This is a genomic window from Peteryoungia aggregata LMG 23059, from assembly GCF_030814435.1.
Taxonomy (GTDB): domain Bacteria; phylum Pseudomonadota; class Alphaproteobacteria; order Rhizobiales; family Rhizobiaceae; genus Allorhizobium; species Allorhizobium aggregatum.
In genome coordinates, this window is the sequence record NZ_JAUSUW010000010.1 from 132,239 (window position 1) to 158,229 (window position 25,991).

22 protein-coding genes are annotated in these 25,991 nt (G+C 63.0%); 11 read left to right on the forward strand and 11 right to left on the reverse strand.

The genetic code is table 11. From position 1 onward, the window contains the following. Positions 1-151 precede the first annotated feature (151 nt). Genes J2045_RS17130 through J2045_RS17140 form a run of 3 tightly spaced genes read left to right on the forward strand, consistent with a single transcriptional unit; the run spans position 152 to position 4,142 of the window. Positions 152-1,615, forward strand: a complete 1,464-nt coding sequence (locus tag J2045_RS17130) for an aldehyde dehydrogenase family protein (protein ID WP_307374947.1) — start codon at positions 152-154, stop codon at positions 1,613-1,615. Between the two features lie 6 nt (positions 1,616-1,621). Then, positions 1,622-2,656, forward strand: a complete 1,035-nt coding sequence (locus J2045_RS17135) for a tartrate dehydrogenase (RefSeq protein ID WP_307374949.1) — start codon at positions 1,622-1,624, stop codon at positions 2,654-2,656. A 10-nt stretch (positions 2,657-2,666) separates the two neighbouring features. Continuing rightward, complete coding sequence (locus J2045_RS17140) at positions 2,667-4,142, forward strand: NAD-dependent succinate-semialdehyde dehydrogenase (protein ID WP_370873156.1); 1,476 nt, start codon at positions 2,667-2,669, stop codon at positions 4,140-4,142. Between the two features lie 69 nt (positions 4,143-4,211). Here J2045_RS17140 and J2045_RS17145 read toward each other — a convergent pair whose 3' ends face one another. Beyond that, positions 4,212-5,489 (reverse strand): NAD(P)/FAD-dependent oxidoreductase, encoded by a 1,278-nt coding sequence (locus J2045_RS17145; RefSeq protein ID WP_307374951.1) that lies wholly within the window; start codon positions 5,487-5,489, stop codon positions 4,212-4,214. A gap of 39 nt (positions 5,490-5,528) precedes the next feature. Then, positions 5,529-6,194, reverse strand: coding sequence for a haloacid dehalogenase type II (locus tag J2045_RS17150; protein ID WP_166599829.1), 666 nt, complete (start codon positions 6,192-6,194; stop codon positions 5,529-5,531). Positions 6,195-6,536: 342 nt separating this feature from the next. On the opposite strand from J2045_RS17150, the gene J2045_RS17155 reads away from it, so the two are divergent. From J2045_RS17155 to J2045_RS17185, 7 genes are all read left to right on the forward strand, one after another. Continuing rightward, positions 6,537-7,394 carry a GNAT family N-acetyltransferase gene (locus J2045_RS17155; RefSeq protein ID WP_307374953.1) on the forward strand — a complete coding sequence of 286 codons (858 nt, stop codon included), beginning with the start codon at positions 6,537-6,539 and terminating at the stop codon, positions 7,392-7,394. Between the two features lie 48 nt (positions 7,395-7,442). Then, complete coding sequence (locus J2045_RS17160; protein WP_307374955.1) at positions 7,443-8,819, forward strand: aspartate aminotransferase family protein; 1,377 nt, start codon at positions 7,443-7,445, stop codon at positions 8,817-8,819. Positions 8,820-8,822: 3 nt separating this feature from the next. Then, positions 8,823-9,737 carry a 2-hydroxyacid dehydrogenase gene (locus J2045_RS17165; protein ID WP_307374957.1) on the forward strand — a complete coding sequence of 305 codons (915 nt, stop codon included), beginning with the start codon at positions 8,823-8,825 and terminating at the stop codon, positions 9,735-9,737. A gap of 358 nt (positions 9,738-10,095) precedes the next feature. Then, positions 10,096-11,709 carry an ABC transporter substrate-binding protein gene (locus J2045_RS17170; protein WP_307374960.1) on the forward strand — a complete coding sequence of 538 codons (1,614 nt, stop codon included), beginning with the start codon at positions 10,096-10,098 and terminating at the stop codon, positions 11,707-11,709. Between the two features lie 72 nt (positions 11,710-11,781). Then, the gene (locus J2045_RS17175; protein ID WP_307374962.1) at positions 11,782-12,735 is read left to right on the forward strand and encodes an ABC transporter permease; all 954 of its coding nucleotides are present in this window, start codon (positions 11,782-11,784) and stop codon (positions 12,733-12,735) included. Next, entirely contained in the window at positions 12,732-13,571 is an 840-nt protein-coding gene (locus tag J2045_RS17180; protein ID WP_307374963.1) for an ABC transporter permease, read from the forward strand. Before J2045_RS17175 ends, J2045_RS17180 begins: the two co-directional genes overlap by 4 nt. Continuing rightward, positions 13,571-15,247, forward strand: coding sequence for an ABC transporter ATP-binding protein (locus J2045_RS17185; protein ID WP_307374965.1), 1,677 nt, complete (start codon positions 13,571-13,573; stop codon positions 15,245-15,247). Before J2045_RS17180 ends, J2045_RS17185 begins: the two co-directional genes overlap by 1 nt. Positions 15,248-15,300: 53 nt before the next feature. Here J2045_RS17185 and J2045_RS17190 read toward each other — a convergent pair whose 3' ends face one another. Then, positions 15,301-15,777: an Lrp/AsnC family transcriptional regulator gene (locus J2045_RS17190; protein WP_166599821.1), complete on the reverse strand. Its 477-nt coding sequence runs from the start codon at positions 15,775-15,777 to the stop codon at positions 15,301-15,303. A gap of 209 nt (positions 15,778-15,986) precedes the next feature. On the opposite strand from J2045_RS17190, the gene J2045_RS17195 reads away from it, so the two are divergent. After that, the gene (locus J2045_RS17195) at positions 15,987-17,303 is read left to right on the forward strand and encodes an NAD(P)/FAD-dependent oxidoreductase (RefSeq protein WP_307374968.1); all 1,317 of its coding nucleotides are present in this window, start codon (positions 15,987-15,989) and stop codon (positions 17,301-17,303) included. Positions 17,304-17,351: 48 nt separating this feature from the next. Here J2045_RS17195 and J2045_RS17200 read toward each other — a convergent pair whose 3' ends face one another. The 8 genes from J2045_RS17200 to J2045_RS17235 all read right to left on the reverse strand — a co-directional run bounded on the left by J2045_RS17200 (position 17,352) and on the right by J2045_RS17235 (position 25,981). Further along, a complete protein-coding gene (locus tag J2045_RS17200) occupies positions 17,352-18,215 on the reverse strand; it encodes a GNAT family N-acetyltransferase (protein ID WP_307374971.1) in 864 nt (287 codons plus the stop codon). Positions 18,216-18,699: 484 nt separating this feature from the next. Continuing rightward, entirely contained in the window at positions 18,700-19,257 is a 558-nt protein-coding gene (locus J2045_RS17205) for an SRPBCC family protein (RefSeq protein WP_307374973.1), read from the reverse strand. Positions 19,258-19,270: 13 nt separating this feature from the next. Then, a complete protein-coding gene (locus J2045_RS17210; protein WP_307374975.1) occupies positions 19,271-20,089 on the reverse strand; it encodes an XdhC family protein in 819 nt (272 codons plus the stop codon). A gap of 2 nt (positions 20,090-20,091) precedes the next feature. Continuing rightward, entirely contained in the window at positions 20,092-21,279 is a 1,188-nt protein-coding gene (locus J2045_RS17215; protein WP_307374977.1) for a vWA domain-containing protein, read from the reverse strand. Position 21,280: 1 nt separating this feature from the next. Then, complete coding sequence (locus J2045_RS17220; RefSeq protein WP_307374979.1) at positions 21,281-22,162, reverse strand: AAA family ATPase; 882 nt, start codon at positions 22,160-22,162, stop codon at positions 21,281-21,283. Positions 22,163-22,176: 14 nt separating this feature from the next. Then, positions 22,177-24,606 (reverse strand): aerobic carbon-monoxide dehydrogenase large subunit, encoded by a 2,430-nt coding sequence (locus J2045_RS17225; RefSeq protein WP_307374981.1) that lies wholly within the window; start codon positions 24,604-24,606, stop codon positions 22,177-22,179. After that, positions 24,603-25,103 carry a (2Fe-2S)-binding protein gene (locus J2045_RS17230; RefSeq protein WP_069041398.1) on the reverse strand — a complete coding sequence of 167 codons (501 nt, stop codon included), beginning with the start codon at positions 25,101-25,103 and terminating at the stop codon, positions 24,603-24,605. Before J2045_RS17230 ends, J2045_RS17225 begins: the two co-directional genes overlap by 4 nt. A gap of 11 nt (positions 25,104-25,114) precedes the next feature. Further along, the gene (locus tag J2045_RS17235; RefSeq protein ID WP_307374983.1) at positions 25,115-25,981 is read right to left on the reverse strand and encodes an FAD binding domain-containing protein; all 867 of its coding nucleotides are present in this window, start codon (positions 25,979-25,981) and stop codon (positions 25,115-25,117) included. Positions 25,982-25,991 lie beyond the last annotated feature (10 nt).

The window sequence follows — 25,991 nt, forward strand, 5'->3', positions numbered from 1 at the left end:
TCCCTGGCGCCACGCCCGGCGGAAGGGCCGCCGCACAGAATTGCGTGCGCAGCCTTGCGAACAGAGCAATCCGCCGCCCGCTCCGGACAAATGGCGGATGGTTGCGGGCGCCCACCACTAGGATCGCCGCAGACTTACCGGAGCCCGAACAATGTCCCTCTCCTTCGATCCCGCCTCCATCCCCTTCCGGTCCGGCCACTTCATCGGCGGCAGCTTCGTGGAGGATGCGCCTGTCTTGGCCATGCACCGCCCCTCGGATGGCATCGAATTCGCCGGCTGCCCGGTCGCTGATGCGGCCATGGTGGACCGGGCGGTCAGCACCGCCCGCAAGGCGCAGAAGGAGAGTGGCTGGGGCACCTGCCGCCCGCGTGAGCGGACCAATGCACTGCTTCGCTGGGCGGATCTGATCGAACAGCATGGGCTGGAACTGGCGCAGCTGGAAGCCGTGCCGTCTACCCGCCTGATAAACCAGTTGATCGCCGGTGACATTGCCGTAACGGCGGAGCAGATCCGCTTCTTTGCCGAGCTCGCCGACAAGGAGGGCGGCGCCGTCGTGCCGACTGCCGGGGGCCAGTTCGGCATGATCGTGACGGAGCCCTATGGTGTCGTCGGCGCCATCACGCCGTGGAATTTCCCCCTCTCCATGGCCGGGTGGAAGATGGCGCCCGCGCTCGCCGCAGGAAATGCGGTGGTGCTGAAACCCTCCGAAATGACGCCCTTCGCCACGCTGCGCATGGCAGAACTCTCCGTCGAGGCAGGCATTCCCGCCGGGCTCGTCAACGTGGTGCTCGGCGATGGCCCTGTCACCGGCAATGCGCTGACCGGCCACCCGGATATCGCCAAAGTCAGCTTCACCGGCTCCACCGGCGCAGGGGCGGCCATCATGGCGAATATCGCGCGCACCGGCATCAAGCCGATGACACTGGAGCTTGGCGGCAAGAGCCCGCAGCTCGTCTTTGCCGATGCCGACATCGCGCTGGCCGCTGATTGCATCGCTCGCTCGATCCTGTTCAACGGCGGCCAGGCCTGCGTCGCGGGCAGCCGGGTAATCGCCCATGCCAGCATCGCCGGTGAACTGGCGGAGCGACTGATAACACTGATGAGCGGCCACCAGCCCGGACATGGCTGGGACGAGACAACCACCTATTCCCCCTGCATTTCTGGCCGCCAGCGCGCTCGCGTGCATAGCCTTGTGCAGGCGGCGATCAGCGAGGGTGCAGAGGTGCTCGCCGGCGCGCGCGAGATGGACTACCCGGGTTACTTCTACCAGCCGACGCTGCTCACCAATGTTGCCCAAGACAACACCGCCGTGCGCGAGGAAGTGTTCGGGCCGGTGCTGACCTTGCAGACTTTTGAGACCGACGAAGAGGCCTTCACGCTGGCGGAACATCCCACCTATGGCCTTGCCGCCGGGATCTATACCCGTGACCTCTCCCGGGCTCTGAAGAGCCTGGAGCGCATCGAGGCGGGCACCATCTGGATCAATCGTTACGGGCGCTCGCGCGACCACATCCTGCCGACGGGGGGCTACAAGTCCTCCGGCATCGGCAAGGATCTCGGCCGCGACGCCTACCACGCCAACCGCCGCTCGAAGAGCGTGCTCATCGACCTGTGAGAACCCATGGCACCCTATCGCATCGCCCTCATTCCCGGTGACGGGATCGGTATCACGGTCACGCAGGCAGCGCTTGCCGTTGCTGGAAAGGCCCTGCCGGGCAGGCTTGAAACCGTCACCTTCCCCTGGTCCTGCGATTTCTATCTGCAGACCGGGCAGATGATGCCGCAGGATGGCATCGAGACTCTGCGTGGATTTGACGCCATCTATCTGGGTGCGGTCGGCTGGCCCGAAAAGGTGCCGGATTCGGTCTCCCTGCATGGCCTGCTGCTGCCGATCCGCAAGGCGTTCGTGCAATATGCCAATATCCGCCCGCACCGGCTTCTGCCCGGTGTGGAAGGCCCGCTGCGCAAGGGCGGCTTCGACATTCTCTGCATCCGCGAGAACACCGAAGGCGAATATTCGGGCGCCGGCGGGCGCGTGCATCAGGGCACGAAGGACGAGGTGGCCGTCGAGACCGCCATCTTCACCCGCGCCGGCGTCGAGCGCATACTGCGCTTCGGCTTCGAGCAGGCCCGCAAGCGCAGCGGCAAGCTGGCTTCGGTCACCAAATCCAATGCGCAGAAATACTCGATGGTGTTCTGGGACGAGGTGACGAAGGAGGTCGCCGCAGACTATCCCGACGTGACGGTCAGCCACTATCACATCGATGCCATCGCGGCACGCATGGTGATGGACCCGCAAAGCCTCGATGTGGTGGTCGCGTCCAACCTTTTCGGCGACATCCTGACGGATCTAGGTGCAGCTATTCAGGGCGGTCTCGGCTTTGCCGCCTCTGCCAACATCAACCCCGACCGCACCGCCCCGTCGATGTTCGAGCCGGTGCATGGCTCCGCACCCGATATTGCCCATCTCGGCATCGCCAATCCGCTGGCCGCCATCTGGTCTGCCGCGATGATGCTGGAGCATCTGGGTGAGCCCGAAGCCGCCTCACGCATCATGGCCGCGATGGAAACGACCACCGCACGCGGTATCGGCACTGTGCCGGGCCGCGACAAGACCGATGACATTACCCACGCCGTTCTTGCGGCTCTGGATTGAGGAAACCGACATGACGATAGCACTCGCCGACCTTCTGCCAAGCCTCAAGGACAAGGACCTCTTCCGCCAGCAAAGCGTGATTGGCGGTGTCTGGTGCGATGCCTCGACGGGCAGGACCATCGAGATCACCAATCCGGCCACCGGCAAGGCGATCGGCACGGTGCCGGACATGTCCGCTGAGGACACCCGCCGCGCCATAGAAGCGGCAGATGTGGCCTTCCGCAGCTGGCGCCAGGTGCCGAATGCCGAACGGGCGGCAAAGCTCGAGCGCTGGTTCACCCTGATGGAAGCCCATGCCGATGATCTTGCGCTGATCCTGACGCTCGAACAGGGCAAGCCGCTGGCCGAGGCCAAGGGTGAGATCACCTATGGCGCCTCTTTCGTGAAGTGGTTTGCCGAGGAAGCCCGGCGCATCGAGGGGGGCATCATCCCCTCGCCCACATCAGATCGGAAGATCCTGGCCCTCAAGGAGCCGGTGGGTGTATCGGCGATCATCACCCCGTGGAACTTCCCCAATGCCATGATCACCCGCAAGGTGGCCCCGGCGCTGGCTGCCGGCTGCACCGTGGTGATCAAGCCCTCCGACTTTACCCCTTATTCGGCGCTGGCGCTCGCCGTGCTGGCCGAGCGGGCGGGCATTCCGGCAGGTGTGATCAACATCCTCACCGGCCTGCCGGCAGAGATCGGAGCCGAACTCACGGCCAGCCCGGTGGTCCGCAAGCTGTCGTTTACCGGCTCCACACGCGTGGGCTCGCTCTTGATGGCCCAGTGTGCGCCGACGGTGAAACGGCTGAGCCTGGAGCTTGGCGGCAATGCACCCTTCCTCGTCTTTGACGATGCGGATCTGGATGCCGCCGTTGACGGGGCGATCGCCTCCAAGTTTCGCAATGGTGGCCAGACCTGCGTCTGCTCCAACCGCATTCTCGTCCAATCCGGCATCTACGATGCCTTCGCCGCGAAGCTCTCAGCGCGTGTGGCCGCCATGAAGGTGGGCTCAGGTCTTGAGGCGGGCGTGGCCATCGGACCGATGATCAACCGCGCGGCGGTGGAAAAGATCGAGCGCCACGTGGCCGACGCCGTCGCCAAGGGCGCAAGCATCGCCGCTAAGGCCGCAACGCCGGAAGGCAGCCAGTTTGCCGCCCCGGCGGTACTGACCGGCTGCACCACGGACATGCAGTTGGCAAGCGAGGAAACATTCGGCCCGGTCGCCCCGCTCTTCCGCTTCGAGACGGAAGAAGAAGCCGTGGCCATCGCCAACGACACCCCCTTCGGCCTTGCCGCCTATTTCTACACCCGCGACATGGCCCGCGCCTGGCGCGTGGGCGAAGCGCTGGAATCGGGCATGGTCGGCCTGAACACCGGCGCCATCTCCATGGCCGTTTCCCCCTTCGGCGGCATCAAGCAATCCGGCCTTGGCCGCGAGGGCGCACGAGAAGGCATCGAGGAATATCTGGAGACCAAGGCCTTCCACATCGGCGGGCTCTGAAACGAAAGGGGCGGGCTCAAGGCCCGCCCCTTTTCAATGCTTGCCCCGGCTTTGCCTGCCCGGACCTGACTAACCGATCCGGTCCTTGAACTTGTAGTAGGCCCCCACCAGCGGCAGGAACCACGGCTGGCCAAGATGGCCGGGAATGGCGGGCCAGGGGAGCTCGGCCCAGGGATTGCTCCGGACGCGACCGAGGATCTGGTCGGCGATGATTTCGCCCATATGGGTGGCGATCTGCGCCCCGTGGCCGGAATAGCCCATGGCGAAGTGAACACCGTCCGCCTCACCGGCGCGGGGAAAGCGGTCCTTGGTCATGTCGACGAGGCCGCCCCAGCAATAGTCAACAGCGATATCGCCCAGCTGCGGGAAGATACCCTGGAGCGCGTCCTTGAGGATGCGGCCGCTTTTCTCGTCCGAGGTCTGGTTCGAGGTGGCTGAGAAACGCGCGCGTCCACCGAAGATCAGGCGGTTGTCGGGGGCGAGGCGGAAGTAATTTCCGACATTGAGCGAGGTGACGCAGGTGCGATTGCCCGGCATCACAGACTGGACCTCCGTCTCCGTCAGTGGGCGGGTGGCCAAAAGGAAACTGCCGACCGGCACGATGCGGCGACGGAAGTAGCTGAAGGTTTTCGGCGTATAGGCACCGGTCGCCAGCACCACCTTCGTCGCCCGCACGATGCCCTCGGGCGTTTCCAGCTCATGGCCGGCAGTAGTCTGACGGCGACCGGTGACCGGCGTCTTCTCATGGATCTCCGCCCCGTGCCGCGCGGCCGCTTCCGCCAGCCCCACGACGAAGCGGCCCATATGCATCATGGCGCTCTTCTTCTGCAGCATGGCACCGTGGAAGATGTCCGAACCGATCTCGCCCGCAAGCTCCGCTCTGGTTAGCATCGCCGTATCGGGATCGACCGTGCGGTTGATGGCTTCGAGGTTGCGGGCAAGTCCTTCATAGTGCTGCGGCTTGGAGGCGAGCTTCAGCTTGCCGGCGCGACGGAAATTGCAATCAATGCCCTCTTCGGCGATGATCCGCTCTATGGTGTCGATGCCATCGTCAAAGGCCTTGTACATGGCCTTAGCCGTCTCCACGCCATAGGTGGCGATGGCGCCGGTGAAGCTGTGGGCCACCCCATTGTTGAGATGCCCACCATTGCGGCCCGAGGCGCCGAAGCCAACCGTTTCCGCCTCCAGCACGATGACCCGGCGGCCCTCCATGGCCAGACGCCGCGCCGCGCCAAGGCCGGTGAAACCGGCCCCGATCACGGCTACATCATAGTGCCCGGACGGGGATGTCGTAGAGCCCCCTGTGAAAGCGGGCGCCGTATCCTGCCAATAGGATGCGAATTTCATGGATCAGTTCCCGGAGCTTGCGCGGATCGCCGCCGAATTTCAGATACCGAACACGCCGGGCAGGCCGGAAATGTCCTTGATCTCGGTGTATTCGTAGAAGGGATTGGCGGGCTCGTGCCGGCGGTTGACCCAGACCTTGGACTTGATGCCGAGGTCGTAAGCCGTCATCAGGTCATAACGGAAAGAGGACGACACATGGGTCACGTCCTCAGGACCGCAGCCCAGCACGTCGAACATGTATTCGAAGCCGTTCATCTGCGGCTTGTAGCTGCCGGCATCTTCGGCGGTGATCACCTTGTGGAAGGGCGCGCCGAGTTTTTCGACATTCGACATGATCTGGCTGTTCATGGCGTTGGAGAGGATGACGAGAGGGATCTCCCTGGCCAGTTTGGCCAGACCTTCCGGCACATCCGGATGCGGGCCCCAGGTCGGAACCTCATGATAGACACGCAACGCATCTTCCTCGCGAAAGATCACGCCATTGCGCTTGCAGCTGCGCTTCAAGGCGTTGTGTACAACATCGGCATAGGGCTTCCAGGCACCCAGCACTTCATCCATGCGATAGGCCGCAAAGTCGCGGATGAACACGGTCATGCGGGCTTCGTCCAGCATATCGCCATAGATGCGCCGAGCGGCACCAGCCATGTCGAAGTTGATCAGGGTGCCGTAGCAGTCGAAGGTCACGTATTTCGGGCGGAAGGTCATCTTTATCCCCGTGCTGCAGATGCCGGATGGCGGAAGGTGGAAGCGGAGGCCGAACCGGGCCTTTGAACCTATCCTAGACAGCCCTTGGAAAAGCCACCGCCGCTTTCACCCCGTCCCGAAGCACATTCCGCCGTATCGGGTAGCCATGACGGCACCTTATTGCGGCGGGGCAAGGCACCGCCCCCCCGCGGTGCCCCCGCCTGCTTCATCCGCTTGGCAGATCATGCTTCGAAGAGGTGAACGAACAGCGGAAGATACCGCCAGTGTGGAGAGCAAGCGCGGCATCTTCGTTGGGACACGACTTAGGCTGAAGACATCAACCGTTCTCCAGCGCAGGTTCACATGCTGACCGATGACACCTTCACCATCCAGCCGATGGAGCCCAGACATCTTGCCGGGGCCCTGCGCCTGTCGCAGGCTGAGAAATGGCCGCACAGGGCCGAAGACTGGAGCCTCTTCCTGAGCCTGTCGAAAGGCGTCGTTGCCATCGAGAACGGCGAAGTCGTTGCCACCGCCCTTGCCACGCCCTTCGGCGACACCGCGACGATCAACATGATCATCGTGGACGGGCGCATGCGCGGCAGAGGTCTTGGACGCAAGATGATGACCAGCGTGATGAGCCTGCTGCACCCAAGAGAATGGCGGCTCGTCGCCACCCTCGAAGGCCTGCCGCTTTACGAAAAGCTCGGCTTTCGGGCCGTGGGCGAAATCCTTCAGCATCAGGGTATGGCACAGGCACCGGAGCATGTGCCCGCCCCCGCCGCAAACGCTGTTGACGGGCTGCATCTGGCAAGCGCCTCGGATGCTTCCGTTCTGGCTCAACTCGACAAGGCCGCCACCGGCATGGACCGGACGGTGCTGATCAGCGAACTGCTCCGCCTCGGCACGATCCTTGCCATCCGCGAGAACGGCCAGATCACCGCCTATGCGGCCCTGCGCCCCTTCGGGCGCGGCGAGGTAGCCGGCCCCGTGATCGCCCGCGATGCAGATCAGGCCCGGCTGCTCCTGTCATATATGCTGACGGAATGCGAAGGCCGCTTCCTGCGGGTGGACACGGGCGCAGAGACCGGCCTTGCCCCCTTCCTGGCAGAGCACGGCCTTGCCCATGCGGGCGGCGGCATCGCCATGCGGCTTGGGGCCACCGCTGATGCTTCTGTTCCGGTTCACACATTTGCCCTCGCCGCACAGGCGCTCGGCTGAACGGTTATGCCGGTGGCCAGATGGGCTGCCGGAGAGAAAGGACGTCCCATGCTTGCGAATTCGCTGGTCGAACTCGACCGTGCCCATCTCATCCATCCCGTCGCCAGCTGGCGCGGCCATGAAGCCGCCGGTGTCCGTGTTTTGAAATCGGCAAAGGGGGCAACAGTCACGGATGCCCGCGGTCGCACCCTGCTCGACGGCTTTGCCGGTCTCTGGTGCGTCAATGCCGGTTATGGACACGAGAGCATCATCGAGGCCGCGACGAAGCAATTGCGCGAGCTTCCCTATGCGACCGGCTATTTCGGCCTGGGCTCGGAACCGGCCATCCGTCTGGCTTCGCGCCTTGCCGAACATGCACCAGGGGATCTCAGCCACGTCTTCTTCACGCTCGGCGGTTCGGATGCGGTGGATACCACCGTCCGCTTCGTGCGCTATTACTGGCAGGCCAAGGGTCAGCCGCAGAAGGAACACTTCATCTCCGTTGAGCAGGGATATCACGGCTCCACCACGGTCGGCTCCGGCCTCACTGCCCTGCCCGCCTTCCATGCCGGATTCGGTGTGCCCTATACCTGGCAGCACAAGATTCCCTCGCATTACAGCTATCGCAACCCGGTGGGTAACAGCCCGGAGGCGATCATCGCCGCCTCGCTGGCGGCCCTCAAGGCCAAGGTCGAGGAACTGGGCGGCGCAGACAAGGTGGCGGCCTTCTATCTGGAGCCGATCCAGGGGTCAGGCGGCGTGCTTGTGCCGCCGGAGGGTTGGGTCAAGGCCATGCGCGATGCCTGCAGGGCCATGGACATTCTGTTCATCGCCGACGAGGTCATCACCGGCTTCGGCCGCACCGGCCCCATCTTCGCCTGCCTGGAGGAGGACATCGTGCCCGACATGATGACCACCGCCAAGGGTCTGACGTCAGGTTACGTGCCGATGGGCGCGGTCTTCCTGTCGGACCATATGTATCAGGTGATGGCCGATGCCGCAGGCCCCGCCGCGATCGGCCACGGCTTCACCTATTCCGCCCATCCCGTCAGCGCGGCTGTCGGGCTTGCGGTGCTCGACCTCTATGAAAACGGCCTGTTCGACAATGGCCGCAAGGCCGGCGCCTTGCTCCAGCAGGGCCTCGCCTCGCTGTCGGATCATCCGCTGGTCGGCGACGTGCGTGGTCGCGGCATGCTGGCCGCGGTGGAGCTGGTCACAGACAAGGAACGGAAGACCCCGCTGCCGGCGAGCGCCAAGGCCTCGACCCGGATTTTCGATCGAGCCTGGGATAACGGCCTCGTCATCCGCGCGTTTGCGCAAGGTGTGCTCGGCTACGCCCCGCCACTCTGCTGCTCGGAAGATGAAATCGCCGAGATCATCGAGCGCACCCGCAAGACGCTCGACCAGACCCTGGCGGACCCGGATGTCCGCGCGGCGATGGCCTGAGACATGGCGGTCCTCTATACCTCAGAGGCGCAGCGCGGCGAGATCTTCGCCGCACATTTCGCCGCAGAACTGCCCGACCTGCCCTTCCACCGCAATACAGCCCCGGACCCGACGAACGTGGAATATCTCGTCGCCTGGACAGCGCCTGCGGATGTGGCGAACCGTTTCCCCAATCTCAAGCTCCTGTTCTCCGTTGGTGCCGGTGTCGACCAGCTTGACCTTGTGGCCCTGCCGCCGGAAGTCGGCGTGGTCCGGATGCTGGAACCGGGCCTGGCCGAGCAGATGCAGGAATATGTCACCCTCGCGGTGCTCGGCCTGCACCGAGACCTGCCGCGTTACATCAGCCAGAAGTCCGCAAACCTGTGGCAGTCGGGACGCAACATTCCGGCGCGCGAAAGAAGGGTCGGCGTGATGGGTCTCGGCCAGCTGGGCAAGGCCGTACTGCAGGCCCTTGCACCCTTCGGCTTTCCGCTGGCCGGATGGAGCCGCAGCGCGCAGCAGATCCCGGGTGTGGAAACCTTCACTGATCTTTCCGCCTTCCTCTCGCGCACCGACATTTTGATCTGCTTGCTGCCGCTCACGGCGGAGACAACCGGCATTCTTGATGCAGAGCTCTTCGCCAACCTACCGGGAGGCGCGGCCCTCGTTCACGCCGGACGCGGTCGCCAGCTCGATCACCAGGCGCTGCTCGAAGCCCTCGCCAGCGGTCAGCTCTCCAGCGCGTGGCTGGACGTGACGGACCCAGAGCCCCTGCCGGCGGCACATCCCTTCTGGGAACATCAGCAGATTGTGCTGACGCCGCATATTGCCTGTCAGACCCGCGCGGATGATGGGGCAAGGCATGTCATCGCCGGGATACGGGCGCACAAGGCCGGCTTGCCGATATCCGGCCTCATCGACAGGGCACGAGGTTATTGAGGCCTACATCGCATTCACCCACCAAAAACGGCATTTTCTGCCGCAGGAGGAGGATATTCAGAGCATTCAAGGCAACAAAGGGCCTCACACTTCTACTCGAAAGACGAGCTCAGCAAGGGATTTCAGGCGCTCTCGCCACTGAGACCTTGGGAGCCGAACCATTGATAGAAAATGCTGCTGACGGCGATCGCACCTGTCCAAACGGCGGGCGAATGCTGAAGGGAGATCAGGTTCACAAGACGACGGGGCTGATGGCGTAGAACGCCAGCACCCGAGCGACGGCCATCCGACACCGCCAGGGTCGGGAGGATCCGGCAACAGGTTGAAACTGCGCATACTCAAAAAAAGGGGAACCACGATGAGCAGAAACGACATTACCAACTGGACCGGCGCAGACGACGCCATGGTCGAAAACGCAATTCGTCTCGGCGCGACACGTCGGGACATGCTACGCATGTTTCTCGCCGGAGGCATCGGGCTCGCCGCAGGTGGTTCGCTCTTCGCCCGCGCAACCTCTGCCCTCGCCGCGACCCCGGTAAAGGGTGGGCATTTCAAGGCGGCCGGCTGGTCCTCATCGACATCGGACACGCTCGATCCGGCCAAGGCCTCACTCTCGACGGACTATGTCCGCTGCTGCGCGCTCTACAGCCGGCTGACCTTCCTGACTGACGGCGGCATCCTCCACATGGAACTCGCTGACAGTATCGAGAGCAGCGATGCCAAGGTCTGGACAGTCAAGCTCAAGTCGGGCGTGACCTTCCATGACGGCAAGTCCCTGACCTCGGCCGACGTTGTATACTCGCTGAAGCGCCACCTCGACGAGGCGACCGGCTCCAAGGTCAACGCGATTGCCAAGCAGATGGAACAGATCAAGGCAGTGGACCCGCTGACCGTTGAGATCACCCTCGCAGCGCCGAATGCCGACCTGCCCACCATCATGGCCATGCACCATTTCATGATCGTGCAGGACGGCACCACCGACTTCACCAAGGGGATCGGTACCGGCGCCTTCAAACTTGAAAGCTTCGAACCGGGCGTCCGCTCGCTGATGAGCCGCAATGAAAACTACTTCAAGCCCGGCGGCGCCCATGTCGACAGCTTCGAGTATTTCGCGATCTCCGACGAGATGGCCCGCGTCAACGCCGTGCTCTCGGGCGACATTCATGTCGGCGCGTCGATCAAGCCGCAGTCCATGCGCCTGCTGGAGAACGCAAGCGGCGTCGACCTGGTCAAGTCGACCGCTGGCAACTACACCAACCTGAATTTCCGCATGGACATGGAGCCCGGCAGCAAGTTCGACCTGATCGAGGGCGTGAAGTCGCTCTTCGACCGCGAACTCATTCAGAAGTCGGTGATGCGCGGCCTGGCCGAAATTGCCAACGACCAGCCGATCTCGCCGATGAATGCCTACCACAACGCGGACCTGAAGCCGCGGGCCTTCGATCCGGAGAAGGCGAAGTTCCACTTTGAGAAGGCCGGTCTCCTTGGGCAGACCATTCCGATCGTGGCCTCTGATGCCGCCACGGCATCGGTCGAAATGGCAACCGTGCTGCAGCAGGCCGGCAGCAAGATCGGCATGACCTTCGACATCCAGCGCGTTCCATCGGATGGCTACTGGTCGAATTACTGGCTGAAGGCCCCGGTTCATTTCGGCAACATCAACCCGCGCCCGACCCCGGACATTCTGTTCTCCCTGCTTTATGCCTCGGATGCGCCGTGGAACGAAAGCCAGTTCAAGTCGCCGAAGTTCGATGCCATGCTGCTCGAGGCGCGCGGCGAACTGGATACCGCAAAGCGCAAGACGATCTATGGCGAGATGCAGTCGATGGTGGCCAACGAGGCAGGTACCGTCATTCCGGTTTACCTCTCCAATGTGGACGCCAAGCAGACCAAGGTGAAGGGCCTCGAGCCCAATCCGCTCGGTGGGCAGATGGGCTACGCCATGGCGGAATATGTCTGGATTGAAGCCTGACATGCTGCAAGGATCGGACCGGAGGCATAGGCCTCCGGTTCTCCCCTCCGCCTGGATCAGAGGACAGCCAGAATGCCGGGACAAATGACACTGCTGGTCCTTGGCCGGCTTAGCGTGACGCTGCTCACGCTCCTGATCGTATCCTTCGTCGTCTTCGGTGCGACCCTGCTGCTGCCGGGCGATGTCGTGGAGATCCTGCTCGGCCAGGCCGCGACACCCGAGGCGGTGGCCGGCCTGCGCGAAGCCATGCATCTCGATTCCCCAGCCCTTGTCCGTTACGGCCAGTGGCTCCTGGGCATGGTGCAGGGTGACTTCGGTATCTCCTATGCCAACAACATGCCGATCGCGGACATGATCGGCGGTCGGCTAGCCAACACCCTGCGTCTGGCAGCTGTCACGACGGCGATCGCAGTCCCGCTTGCTCTCTTTCTTGGCATCACCACCGCCATGTATCGCGGCTCCGCCTATGATCGCATGGTCACGACGGCCGTCGTCTCGGTCATCTCCGTTCCGGAATTTCTGATCGCCACCTTCGCGGTGCTCGTCTTCGCTGTCTGGCTCCGGTGGTTGCCCGCCCTCTCACTCGCCAATGATGTCCAAAGTTTCGGGCAATTGCTGAAGGTCTTTGCCATGCCTGTCATCACGCTCACCTGCGTGATCTCGGCCCAGATGATCCGCATGACCCGCGCCGCCGTTATCGACGCATTGAAGATGCCCTATGTCGAAATGGCCCTGCTGAAGGGTGCATCCCGCGCCCGCATGGTGCTGCGCCATGCCTTGCCCAATGCCATCGGCCCGATCGCCAATGCCATTGCCCTCTCCCTCTCCTACCTCCTGGGCGGCGTGATCATCGTCGAGACGATCTTCAACTATCCCGGCATCGCCAAGCTGATGGTCGATGCGGTCTCAACCCGCGACCTGCCGCTGATCCAGAGCTGCGCCATGATCTTCTGCTTCGGCTTCCTGCTGCTGATCACCATCGCCGACATCATTGCCATTCTCTCCAATCCGAGGCTGCGCAAATGAGCCAGACACCCGTTTCCTCGCCCCGCTTCGGCATGCGGATGAACGCGACCGGCATCGTCTCCGGCCTGATCATCCTGTGCTGGGCCGTGATCGCGGTCATCGGCCCGACCTTCGCGCCGCATGCCCCCGGCGACATCGTCGATTTCGACTTCTTCGGCCCGATGTCCGAACAGCTCTGGCTGGGCTCAGACTATCTTGGCCGTGACATCTTCTCCCGGATCCTGCTCGGAACACGCTACACCGTCGGCATCTCCTTCGGTGCGGTGTGCATCGCCTGCTTTTCCGGCGTGGTGCTGGGCATGACGGCCGCCGTGACCGGAGGCTGGTTCGACGCCATTCTCAGCCGGGTGCTCGACGCCCTGAACTCGATCCCGTCCAAGCTGTTCGGTCTGGTGATGGTCGCCGCGATCGGCTCATCGATCCCGGTGCTGGTGATCCTGCTGGCTGTCATCTACACCCCCGGCTCCTACCGCTTTGCCCGGGCCCTCGCGGTCAACTGCAACACGATGGACTACGTTACCGTGGCACGCGCCCGTGGCGAAAGGACACCCTATCTGATCTTCCAGGAGATCCTGCCGAACATCACCGGCCCGGTGCTCGCCGATCTCGGCCTGCGCTTCGTCTTCATCGTGCTGTTGCTGTCCGGGCTCTCCTTCCTCGGTCTCGGCGTACAACCGCCGAACGCCGACTGGGGGTCCCTGGTCAAGGAAAACATCGGCGGCCTGGCCTTTGCAGCGCCCGCCGTCATTGCCCCCTGCCTCGCCATCGCCAGCCTCACGATCAGCGTCAACCTCCTGATCGACAATCTGCCAGTCAAGATCCGGGACCGCGCCTGATGACCGAACCACTTGTCGCAATCCAGGACCTCCACGTGGAAGCGCGCACCGACGCCGGCCGCCGCGTCGAGATCATCAAGGGTGTCAGCTTCACCATCAACGAGGGCGAGATTGTCGCCCTGATCGGCGAAAGCGGTTCCGGCAAGACCACCATCGCCCTGACCCTGATGGGCTACACCCGCAGCGGCTGCCAGATCAGCGGCGGCAAGGTACTGCTCGGCGGACAGGACCTCGTTTCCATGCCGGAGCGCGACCGCCAGAAGCTCCGGGGCACGGATGTGGCCTATGTCCCGCAAAGTGCCGCCGCCGCCTTCAATCCGTCCCACCGCCTCATTGATCAGGTCATCGAAGTCGCGGGCATTCACAGGTTGATGTCCCGCGCCGAGGCGAAGGCCAAGGCGATCGAGCTCTTCCACGCCCTCGCTCTGCCGGATCCGGACACGATCGGGGACCGCTATCCACATCAGGTCTCAGGCGGCCAGTTGCAGCGCCTGGCCGCAGCGATGGCCCTGATCGGCGACCCTAGGCTCGTCATCTTCGACGAACCGACCACGGCCCTCGACGTCACGACCCAGATCGAAGTCCTGCGCGCATTCAAGTCCGTGATGCGCAATGGCGGCATGGCCGGGGTCTATGTCTCGCATGATCTGGCGGTTGTCGCCCAGATCGCCGATCGCATCATCGTGTTGAAGGGCGGGGAAATCCAGGAAGAGGGTTCCACCCGGCAGATCCTCGAATCCGCCAACCATCCCTACACCCGCCAACTGCTCGCTGCCTTCCAGCCGACGCCGTTCGTGGCACCGACACCGGCAGCCCAGGAAACCCCGATTCGACGTGCGCTTCTCGAGGTTTCCGGCATCTATGCCGGCTACGGACCGATCCAAGCGGACGGACTCCCCTACAAGACGGTCCTTCGGGATGTGAGCTGCAAGCTGGAGCGAGGCCACAATCTCGGCCTCATCGGCGAGAGCGGCTCGGGCAAGTCGACGCTCGCACGGGTGATCGCCGGGTTGCTGCCGGCGGTGCGCGGCCATGTGCAACTTGACGGGCGGGAACTGGATCCGAAGGCCGGTTTGCGGAGCAAGGAAGAACTGCGCCGGATGCAGATCGTCTTCCAGCTGGCCGATACCGCGCTCAATCCACAGCGCTCCGTCGCCGACATTCTGGGCCGCCCCCTCGCCTTCTATCATGGTGAGACGGGTGCTGCACAGGAAGCCCGCGTCGGCGAACTGCTCGACATGGTCCAACTGCCCCGCACCCTGCGCCACCGCATGCCGGGCGAATTGTCCGGTGGACAGAAGCAGCGCGTCAACTTTGCCAGGGCACTCGCCGCCAAGCCGGATCTTATCCTGTGCGACGAGATCACATCGGCCCTCGACACCGTCGTCGCCGCCGCCATCATCGACCTGCTGAAGGACCTGCAGCGCGAACTCGGCCTGTCCTATGTGTTCATCAGCCACGACCTCTCGACCGTGCAATCGATCTGCGACCAGGTGATGGTGATGCAGCATGGGGAAATGGTTGAACTGCTGGCCAATGACCAGTTGCCGGCAGGCGCTCGGCATCCCTATTCGAAATTGCTCTTCGCGTCGGTACCCAAGCTTGATCCCGGCTGGCTGGACGGACTGCCGGCCGATTTTTCCGAGAGCGCCAAAACCTCCGATCGCAGCGGATGAAACCGAGGCGATGCAACGGGCTTGTCGGCAGGATTTGAAGGCAACGGCCGCGGCTACATCGGGAAGATCGTCTTGAGCGGCAGATGGGACTTCACGAAGGGTGACTTCATCACCACAAAGCTGAAATACTTGTCGATGCCCATGTCCATGTCGATCATCCGTTCCATGATCGCCTGGTAGTCGCCGATACTGGCGGTGACGAATTTCAGGAGATAATCGTAGCCACCCGAGATCAGGTGGCATTCGATGATCTCCTCGACCTTCTCCGCAGCCTGCTGGAACCGGTCAAAGTCCATCTTGCGGTGGTTCTTCAAGGTGATTTCGGTGAAGACCGTGAGGGTCGGTCCGAGTTTGGCGAGGTCGATCTGGGCAGCATAACCGATGATATAGCCCGCCTGCTGCAGCTTCTTGACCCGCATCAGGCAGGGGCTTGGCGACAGATGCACAAGCTCGGCCAGTTCCACATTGGTGATGCGCCCATTTTTCTGCAACTCATGCAGGATTCGGATGTCGATGCGGTCCAGCTTCATTGATAACCCTCATGCTGCAGCGCAGGCTAAGCATGAAATGCCGAGCGCGCAACCGAAGAATAGCTTAAATTCGCTCCAACTCTCCGCTTCTTTTGTAAACAAGTCGAAATTCCGTGCATCAATTCAGCATAATATGCTGCGTTCCAAAGTCACTGCAGCAGCCAGACCTGACAATGCGGCGGTAGGGTGACGACCAAAGGAGCCTATCCATGCGCGCACCCCTTCTCACCATCGAGACCGCCGACGACACGCCCCCGGAGGCCGATGTCGTCGTTATCGGCGCCGGCATCGTCGGAACCTGCACGGCCTATTATCTGGCCCGACGCGGCGTGAAGGTGGTCCTGGTCGAAAAGGGACGCCCTGGCGCAGAACAGTCGAGCCGGAACTGGGGCTGGTGCCGTCAGCAGAACCGTGACGCGCGCGAATTGCCGATGGCGACCCGCAGTCTCGCCTTGTGGGACGCGATGGCCGAAGAGATCGGTCCCGAACTTGGTTTCCGTCGCTCTGGCCTGCTGTATCTGTCCAACAACGAGGCCGAACTGGAAGGCTGGGCGCGCTGGCGCGACTTCGCCCGCACACAGAATGTCGAGACCCACATGCTCACCGCCGAACAGGCGACCGGACGGGCCAAAGCCACCGGCAAGCGCTGGAAGGGCGGCGTCTTCTCGCCAACGGATGGCATCGCCGACCCCTCACGCGCCGTGCCCCTGATTGCCAGAGCCATCGAAACGCATGGTGGGCGGGTGCTGCAGAACTGCGCGGTGCGCGGGCTGGAGCTTGCTGGCGGCAAGGTCTGCGGCGTCGTCACCGAGCGCGGCACCATCCGCACACCCACCGCCATCATGGCAGGCGGCGCCTGGGCCTCCAGTTTCTGCCGCCAGCTCGGGATCCGGTTTCCGCAAGCCTCGGTCCGGGCCTCGATCCTGTCTGTGAGTCATGCCGAGGGCTTGCCGGATGCGCTGCACACCGCTCAGGTCTCCCTCACCGCCCGCCACGGCGGCCATACTCTCGCCATTTCTGGCAAGGCCCGCGTCGACCCGACCGGCCAGATGCTGCGCTTCGGCAGCACCTTCATTCCGATGTTCCTCAAGCGCCACCGATCGCTGGCAGTCGGTGGCCTCGAGGGCATCCGCTCCGGACATGAAACGCTCAGCCGCTGGTCGCTTGACCGGGAAACGCCAATGGAGCGCATGCGCATTCTGGACCCGAAGCCGGACCAGTCGCAGATCAACGAAACGCTCAAGCGGGCGCGAGACCTGATTCCGGCACTTCAAGCCAGTCAGGTCACCGCCGCGTGGGCAGGTTACATAGACAGCACCCCCGACGGCGTGCCGGCCATCGGCGAGACGGATATTCCGGGCTTCGTGCTCGCTGCCGGTTTCAGTGGCCACGGCTTCGGAATCGGCACCGGGGCCGGCGAAATGATCGCCGATCTCGTCATGGGCAAGATCCCCGCCCTGGACGCGTCTTCCTACCATCCCTCCCGCTTCCACGAGAGTTCATGGGGCAAGGTCGCGGACTTCTGATGACCGAGGGCGGCGAGCAGCTTGGATAGGCGGTCGGTCGACTGTCGATCAGCCCAGTGCCTGGTTGACCAGACCGAAAGTGGTGACGGGACCGCCGGATGGAACCTCACCCTGAGTCATCGTCGTGACCGTGTCGTAGAAGGCGATCCCCGCCTCGTCGAGAAAGCGGCGCAGCGGCCCGTCTTCGGCGCGCGTGTCCATGCGCAGGAACCGATCCTTGTGGGCAATCACATGCGGACGGACAAGGGCGATGGCATCCTCTTCGGTCTCGGCGACGACAGGGCCAATCACCCGACCGCGACCGAATTCGCGACAGAGGGCAAAGCCGCGTACCACGCCATCGCGCAGGATCACGGTGCCCTCTGACACCGGGAAAAGCCGCTCGAAGACCGGCCGGCGAGCAACGCCGTAGGCCAGCGCATCAAGCGCCACGATCGCCTCGGCGTGGTCGGCGAGCATCGGCAGTGCATGATCCGACCCGTCCGGCACCCTGGAGGCGATGCCATTGTGCTGGAACACGGTTGCACGTGGTGAAAACCCGAGCGAGAGATAGAGCCGGTATGCCGCCTTGGTGGCGTTCAACACCTTGCTGCGCCCCGCCGTATCGGACAAAACATGCTGCATGAGCCAGCGGCCCGCCCCATGGTCCTGAAGCCGGGGGGACGTGATGACCATGCCGACCGAGGCGAGTGTCTCGCCCATCGGAAACCACATCGCCGATCCGAGCACGCGGCCGATTTCGTCGCGCGCGACATATCCTCGGCCAAGGCTCAGGGCCAGTTCCCAGTCCTTCGGGCGGTGGGGCCAATTGACCGCGATCGACAGTTCGTGCAGCCGCGGAACATCGTCCGGCAGCATGTCCGTACAGGTAAGCTCGTAACTGTCGAGCGCCTTGGTGAGATCGGCTTGCACGTTGGAAATCCTATCTGTTTATCCGCAACCTTAGCGGCCACCGACGAAAGATGCTGCTGCGGAATCACATATTTCAGCATTTGATTCTGAAGCAGCGCAGACGTGCAGGCCCCAGGCACTTTGAAGTGGCGTGATGCTGTCATTCGTGACCATGTCTGCTGCGGCACGGTCAGGTCACATTGAGTGCTCTCAAGCGACGCAGGGAGGGCACCGACGACGCCGATCATCTCCCCGGCCTCGGTCGACTGCAGGCCAAGCAACCCAAGCCAACCTAAAGGCAGGAAAGCCCTCAAGGTGCAGAAGCGGTGAGGAAGATTTGGCGGTTAAGCGACGGTTATATCGCCGTCATGACAAACCTGCCCAGCAACTGGTTGCGGCAACCTGATCGGCCTGCCGAGCGACATAGCCGAGAAGATCAGCGACGTTAGGCGGGAGACACGCAAGCTTCGGCAGGCGCCCCCCCGGAGTGACGTCCGCATGCCGATCAGAGAAGACCAGGCGCCAGAACGATGGCGAGGAAGGCTGTGGCACTGCTGCCGAGGATCCGGCTCATCCAGCCTTTGCTGGCTGCCTGCTCTTCCGGAGGTGCCTCGACGTCAGAGGGTTTGCCAACAACTTCACCGAATTTTGCAAAGAAGTCGCCGGCGAGTTTCTTCGCCGTACTGTCGATCAGCCTGCTGCCCATCTGCGCAAGCTTGCCGCCAATTTCGGCTTTCACGACGTAGTGCAGGATTGTTGCATCGCCATCCGGTTCGAGCGTGACATTGGCGCCCCCCTTGGCAAAACCGGCCATGCCGCCCGATCCCTCGCCGGAGATCGTATAGCCGTTCGGCGGATCCAGATCGGACAGGGTGACAGTGCCGGCAAAGCTCGCCTTGACCGGGCCGATCCGCAGCGTCACCTTGGCGACCATCTCGGTTTCGGATGTCTTCTCGATGGATTCGCAGCCGGGTATGCACTGGCGTAAGATGTCCACATCGTTCAGGCCCGCATAGACGGCTTCGCGCGACGCCTCGATGCGTTGTGATCCGTTCATATCCATAGCTGTTCTCCCTTTATGCGTTTCTTTGGCCGCGCCGTCTGATCTCGATCATTTCCGCCACGATCGAGAAGGCAATTTCATCTGGCGTGATGGAGCCGAGGTCGAGACCTGCCGGTGAGCGCATGTCATCCATTGACCTCGCATCGAGACCGTCGGCTTCCAGATCGCGTCTCAGCGCCGCAAATTTCTTGCGCGATCCGACGAAGCCGGTGTAGCGGCTCTGGGTTCCAAGAACCGCCTTCAGTGCTGCGCTGTCGCCGCGCCCCTGGGTTGCAATGACAACATAACCTTGCTGTGAGCCGTCGGTCGGCAGGTCGAAACCATCGACCATCCGGTCGGTGATGCCAAACGCCGCATGATCGGCCTGCGGCGTGCAGATTGTCACGAAGAACCCCATGCGCCGGGCAATGTCGGCAAGGGCCACAGCCACCGGAGAGGCGCCAAGGATGGCAAGATGCGGGCGCGGCAGGACGGGTTCGACGAACACATCCATCGTGCCCTGGCTCGGGCACATGTTGCGGGCGTAGAACACGCCCTCCTTCATGTCGCCGGGTTTGACCTGTTGCACCTCGAGCAGGTCTTTCGGCTGGATGCTGATCAGCCGGGGTTGACCGTCGCGGATGGCCTCACCCGCAGCCTTCAACACGGCACCACGGGCGCAACCGCCGCCGATCCAGCCGGCAGAAATGCTTCCGTCCGCCAAAACGACTGCCTTGGCGCCCGCTTTGGCGGCCGTCACGGAGACGGTGCGGACGACCGTTGCGATGGCAAAGGGCTCTCCACGCGCCTTGGTCTGACTGACCAGATCGAGAATATCGGAGGTGTCCTGCATGCTCAGATCCTCGCCAGATAGGGTTCGAGCGCCTTGAGGCTCTCCAGGTTGTGAGCCGGCGCAAAGAGATCGACGTAAGGAAGTGCTGCCTTCATGCCGGCCGCCTCCGGGGCATAGTCCTGCCAACCGATCATCGGGTTCAACCAGGCGATCCGCCGGCACCGCCGCCGGAGCGCCCGCATCTCGTCGCCCAGCCGTTCGGCCGGCCCGGTGTCGTAACCATCAGACACGATCATGACGCATGTGCGCGAATGGATGCAGCGTTTCGCATGCCATCTGTTGAAGGTGGCTAAGCTATCGCCGATGCGGGTTCCGCCGCCGGTTCCCTGACCCATCAGCGCCATCCGCTCGACGGCACGCTGCGGATCGCGCTCCCGCAGCGCCGGGGCGATATGAACGAGGCGCGTATGAAAGAGAAATGCCTCGGCCTCGCGAAATGCGTCGAGCACGCCATGCATGAAGCGCAGGAACACCGCCGAGTAGAGGCTCATCGAGCCGGAACCATCGAGAAGCACGACCAGCCGCAACGGCTTTTCCCGGCGCTTCCGAAACACCAGCTGCATCGGCGTGCCGCCATTCGCGATGCTCTTGTGGATCGTGCGCCGGAGATCGAGCCGCTGGCCTTGGCGCCGCGCCCGCATGCGCCGCGTCATCCGCGCACGCATCGAAACCGCCAGGCGCTCAGCCAGGCGATGCGCCTCGGCGAGATCGTCCGGATGCGTCAGGTGCCGGAAGTCGGTCTTGCCGATGAACTCGGCGCGGGACGCGCCCTCGCGACGGGTTTCGCCGGTCTCGACGGCTTCCGCGCCCTCACCGCGCTGGACATGATCGGCGTGTTCCTGGTTGCCTTGACCGCGCGCACCGGTTGCGGCGGCCTGTACACCGTCAGGGGCCTTTTGCGGCGCGCCGGACATCCGCGTCGCCGATTTCATCCCGCGCTTCAGCCAGAAGGCATCGAAAATCTCATCGAACATCGTCCAGTCGGAATGCCGGCTGCAGAAAAGCGATCTGAGCGCCGGGCGCAGCCGCCACGGACGGCTTGCACTGTCGCTTGCCATCACCGTCAGTGCATCACGATATTCTGCAAGACCGACAATGAAACCATTGTCGCGCAGCGTCGCCACGAAGCCAGAGAGCTTTGTCCGCATCAACTCGCCCAGGTCAGGCTCGGCCATCCGCAGCGCGCCCATCTCAGGCCACCTTTCCGAGCAGTCGCTCGGTAACTTGGCGCGACATGCGGGCCTTGTCCTCTGCTGTCTTGATCAGACACATCAATGTCTCATGAACCGCATCGGGCTCGTCATGCAGATGCCGGATGTCGAGGCCGGCAAGCGTTGCGGCCCAATCGAGCGTTTCGGCGACACCCGGTGTCTTGCGCAGGTCCTCCTTGCGGATGAGGCCGACCATCGAAGCGATCTGCAGCGCCAGTGCCGCATCAATGCCCGGCAGCCGCGACAGGATGATCCGCGCCTCGCGGTCGACATCGGGAAAATCGACATAGTGGTAGAGGCACCGCCGCCTGAGCGCATCGGACAATTCGCGGGTCCCGTTGCTCGTCAGGATAACCCGCGGGATGGTCGTCGCCGCAATCGTCCCGAATTCCGGTATCGACACCTGAAAATCCGACAGAAGCTCCAGAAGAAAGGCCTCGAACTCCTCGTCCGCCCGATCCACCTCGTCGATCAGGAGAACCGGTGCCTTGGCCTGCCGGATGGCGGCCAGTAGAGGCCGTTCAAGCAGGTATTTTTCGGAGAAGATCGCCTCTTCGACCTCATCGGCATTGAGGCCCTCGCGCGCCTTGATCGCCAGCAACTGCCGCTGGTAGTTCCATTCATAGAGGGCCGAACTCTGGTCCAGTCCTTCATAACATTGTAACCGGATCAGCTTGGTATCGTGAGCGAGCGCCAAGGCGCGCGCAACCTCCGTCTTGCCGACACCTGCCTCGCCTTCGAGAAGCAGCGGCCGTGACAGGCTGTCCATCAGCCAAAGTGCTGTCGACAGGTCGCGGTCGGGAACATACCCGACCGCGGCCATCTGCGCGGCAATCCTCTCCTGTGGAAGTGTCACTGCCATTGACTGATCCGGCCTTATCCGTGCAACCCGAGACGTTCGCCGACCTGCCACAGCCGCCAGGCATCGTGCGGCATCTGGATATGGCCGGCATCGAGGAAGGCATAGGCGTCGTTGACCGCATTGGAGAAGCACGGCACGCCGCCGACATGCGGGCTTTCACCCACGCCCTTTGCACCGATCGGATGATGCGGCGAAGGTGTCACGGTGAAGTCCGTTTCCCACTTCGGCGTCTCCACTGCGGTTGGCAGGAAGAAGTCCATGAAGGACGCCCCCATGACATTGCCCATCTCGTCGTAACGGATCTCCTGGCCCATGGCACAGGCGAAGGCTTCCGTCAGCCCGCCATGCACCTGCCCCTCGATGATCATCGGATTGATGCGCGTGCCGCAATCATCCAGCGCATAGAAGCGCCGTGTCTTGGCGACGCCCGTGTCGACATCGATATCCATGACACAGAAATAGGCACCGAAGGGATAGGTCATGTTCGGCGGTTCGTAATAGTTCACCGCCTCCAAGCCGGGCTCGAGGTTCGGCGGCGGGGCATTGTAGGCCGACCAGGCGATCTCCTTCATCGTCTTGAACTTCTCCGGCAGGCCCTTGACGCGGAAGCGGTCGATATCCCACTCTAGATCCCCCTCATGCACTTCGAGCATATGGGCGGCGATCATCTGCGCCTTGGCCTTGATCTTGCGGGCAGCCACTGCCGTGGCAGCGCCGGCAACCGGGGTCGAGCGCGAGCCGTAGGTGCCGAGACCGTAAGGAGCCGTATCGGTATTGCCCTCCTCGATCATGATGTCATCGGCGGGGATGCCAAGTTCGGTGGCAATGATCTGGGCATAGGTCGTCTCATGCCCTTGCCCCTGGCTCTTGGTGCCCATCCGGGCAATCACGGAGCCGGTCGGATGGATGCGGATCTCGGCGGAATCAAACATCGCAATGCCGAGAATGTCGCAGTTCTTGGCCGGTCCCGCACCGACGATTTCGGTGAAAAAGGAGATGCCGATACCCATCAACTCGCGCGTTTCGCCGCGCTTGAAAGCCTCCCGCTTTTCCGCCTGCTCCGCACGCAAGGCCTTATAGTCGATGGCGTCCATCGCCTTCTTCATGGCGGTGTGATAATCGCCGCTGTCATATTCCCAGCCGAGCGCCGAGTGATAGGGAAACTGCTCGGCCTTGATGAAGTTCTTGATCCGCAGCTCGGCGGCATCCATGCCAAGCTTCTGGGCCAAGACTTCGATGGCGCGCTCGATGGCAAACACCGCCTCCGTTACCCGGAACGAACAGCGATAGGCGACACCGCCTGACGCTTTGTTTGTATAGACACCATCGACCAACAGATGTGCGACCGGGATGTCATAAGAGCCGGTGCAGATGTTCATGAAACCGGCCGGCCACTTGGACGGGTCGGCGCAGGCATCGAAGGCGCCGTGATCGGCCAGAACATGCACGCGCATGCCGAGGATCTTGCCGTCCTTTGTGGCGGCCAGTTCCGTGGTCATGTGATAGTCGCGGGCAAAGGACGTGGTGGAGAGGTTCTCCATGCGGTCTTCCACCCATTTGACCGGCACGCCCAGGACGATCGATCCGACGACCGAACAGACATAGCCGGCATAGGCGCCGACCTTGTTGCCGAAACCGCCGCCGATATCCGGCGCGATCACATGGATCTTGTGTTCCGGCAGGCCTGAAATCAGCGAAACGACGGTGCGGATGACATGCGGGGCCTGGAAGGTGCCCCAGAGCGTCAGCTCGCCCTTGACCTTGTCGAACGAGGCGACCGACTGGCAGGTTTCGAGCGGCGACGGATGGGTGCGGTGATCGACCAGCATTTCCTTGATCGTCACATCCGCCTTGGCAAAGACGTCGTCGGTCGCCTGCTTGTCGCCGATCTGCCATTCGAAGATGTGGTTGGGATGTTTGCGCGGCCCATGGGCGCCCACCATCTTGTCCTGGATGTCCTCGCGCAGGATCGGCGCATCCGGCAGCATCGACTTGAACGGGTCTACGATGCAGGGCAGCGCTTCATAGACGACATCCACGAGTTCGGTCGCATCAGAGGCGATGTAGCGATCCTCAGCGATGACGAAAGCGACTTCCTGGTTCTGGAACAGCACTTTCTCTTCAGCCAGAACCGCCTGGACGTCGCCGGCAAGCGTCGGCATGTAGTGCAGGCCAAGCGGCTTCAGGTCCGCCGCTGTCAGCACGGCAATCACGCCCGGCAGGGCTTTCGCCCGCGAGGTGTCGATGCTGACGATGCGCGCATGGGCGTGGGGCGAGCGGACGAAATCGCCGAACAGCATGCCCGGAAGCTTCAGGTCGTCGACATAGGAGCCCTTGCCTTGTGTGAAACGGATGTCCTCGACGCGCTTGCGCTTGCAGCCCATGCCCTGCAGCTTTTCGGTCCGCTCGGCGCGATCGGTGTCAATCTTGACTTGCTCGTTCATTCCGCGGCCTCCTGAAACGGTGTTCCATTGATCTTGGCCGCCGCATACTGGATGGCCTTGACGATGTTCACATAGCCCGTGCAACGACAGAGATTGCCGGCGATGCCGTAGCGGATTTCCTCCTCGGTCGGGTTGGCGTTTTCCTGCAGCAGGCGATGGGCGCGCAAGATCATGCCCGGCGTGCAATATCCGCATTGCAGGCCGTGCATCATGCGGAAGCCCTCCTGCAGAGCGCTGAGCGTTCCGTCCGGATTGGCCACACCTTCGATCGTGGTGATGCTGGCGCCATCGGCCTGGACTGCGAAGGTCATGCAGCTTTTCACCGACATGTCGTCCATATCGACCGTGCAGGCACCGCAATGGCCGGTGTCGCAGCCGATATGGGCACCCGTCAGGTTCTGCTGCTCCCGCAAGAAATGGATCAGGAGGGTGCGCGGTTCGACAAGAGCCTCGACAGCCTTGCCATTGATGGTGACCTTGATATGCGACTTTGTCATGGTTTCCCTCCTCAACCCTTGGCGCGGGTCTGTGCCCGCTCGAGTGCCCGGCGCAGCATGATGCCGGCCATCTTGGTGCGGTATTCGGAAGGCCCACGCATGTCAGAGGCCGGATTGGTGATCGCCTCGGCCGCAGCGACTGCCGCATTGACGGTTGCCGCATCGAGCGTGCTGCCAACCAGAATGCCAGCTGCCTCGGACGCCCAGAGCGGCGTTTCCGACACATTGGTCAGGCCGATCGAGGCACTGGTGCAGGTGCCTCCCGCCATGGTGATCACCACCGCCGCCGCCGCCGTCGCATAGTCTCCGACCTTGCGCTTGAGTTTCTCATAGCCGTAGCCATGACCCGCAGGCGGGATCGGAATGCGGACCTCGGTGAGGATCTCGCCGGGTTCCAGAGCGGTCTCATAGGCGCCGAGATAGAATTCCCGCGCCGGGACCTGGCGGCTGCCACCGGTGCCGGTCAGCTGGTAGCTGGCCCCGAGACACTGCATCAGCGCCGGCATGTCATTGCCGGGATCACCATTGGCGCAGTTGCCGCCGATCGTGCCCTTGTAACGGATCTGCGGGTCGGCGATGACGAGGGCTGTCTCGCGCAGGATTGGAACGAGTTCTGCGAGCAAGGTGCTGGTGATGACCGAATGCTGCGTTGTCATCGCGCCGATGATCACGTCAGGGCCGACCACTTCCAGACGGCGAAGTCCCTCGATTGCCGAAAGGTCGACCAGATGCTCTGGCGCCGCCAGCCGTGTCTTCATCAACGGTATCAGACTGTGACCGCCAGCCAGCGGCCGGGCATCCTCGCCGAGTTGCAACAACAATGCGACAGCGCTTTCGACTGTCGTCGGCCGATGGTAATCGAACGTGCCAGGTATCATCCGTCGCTCC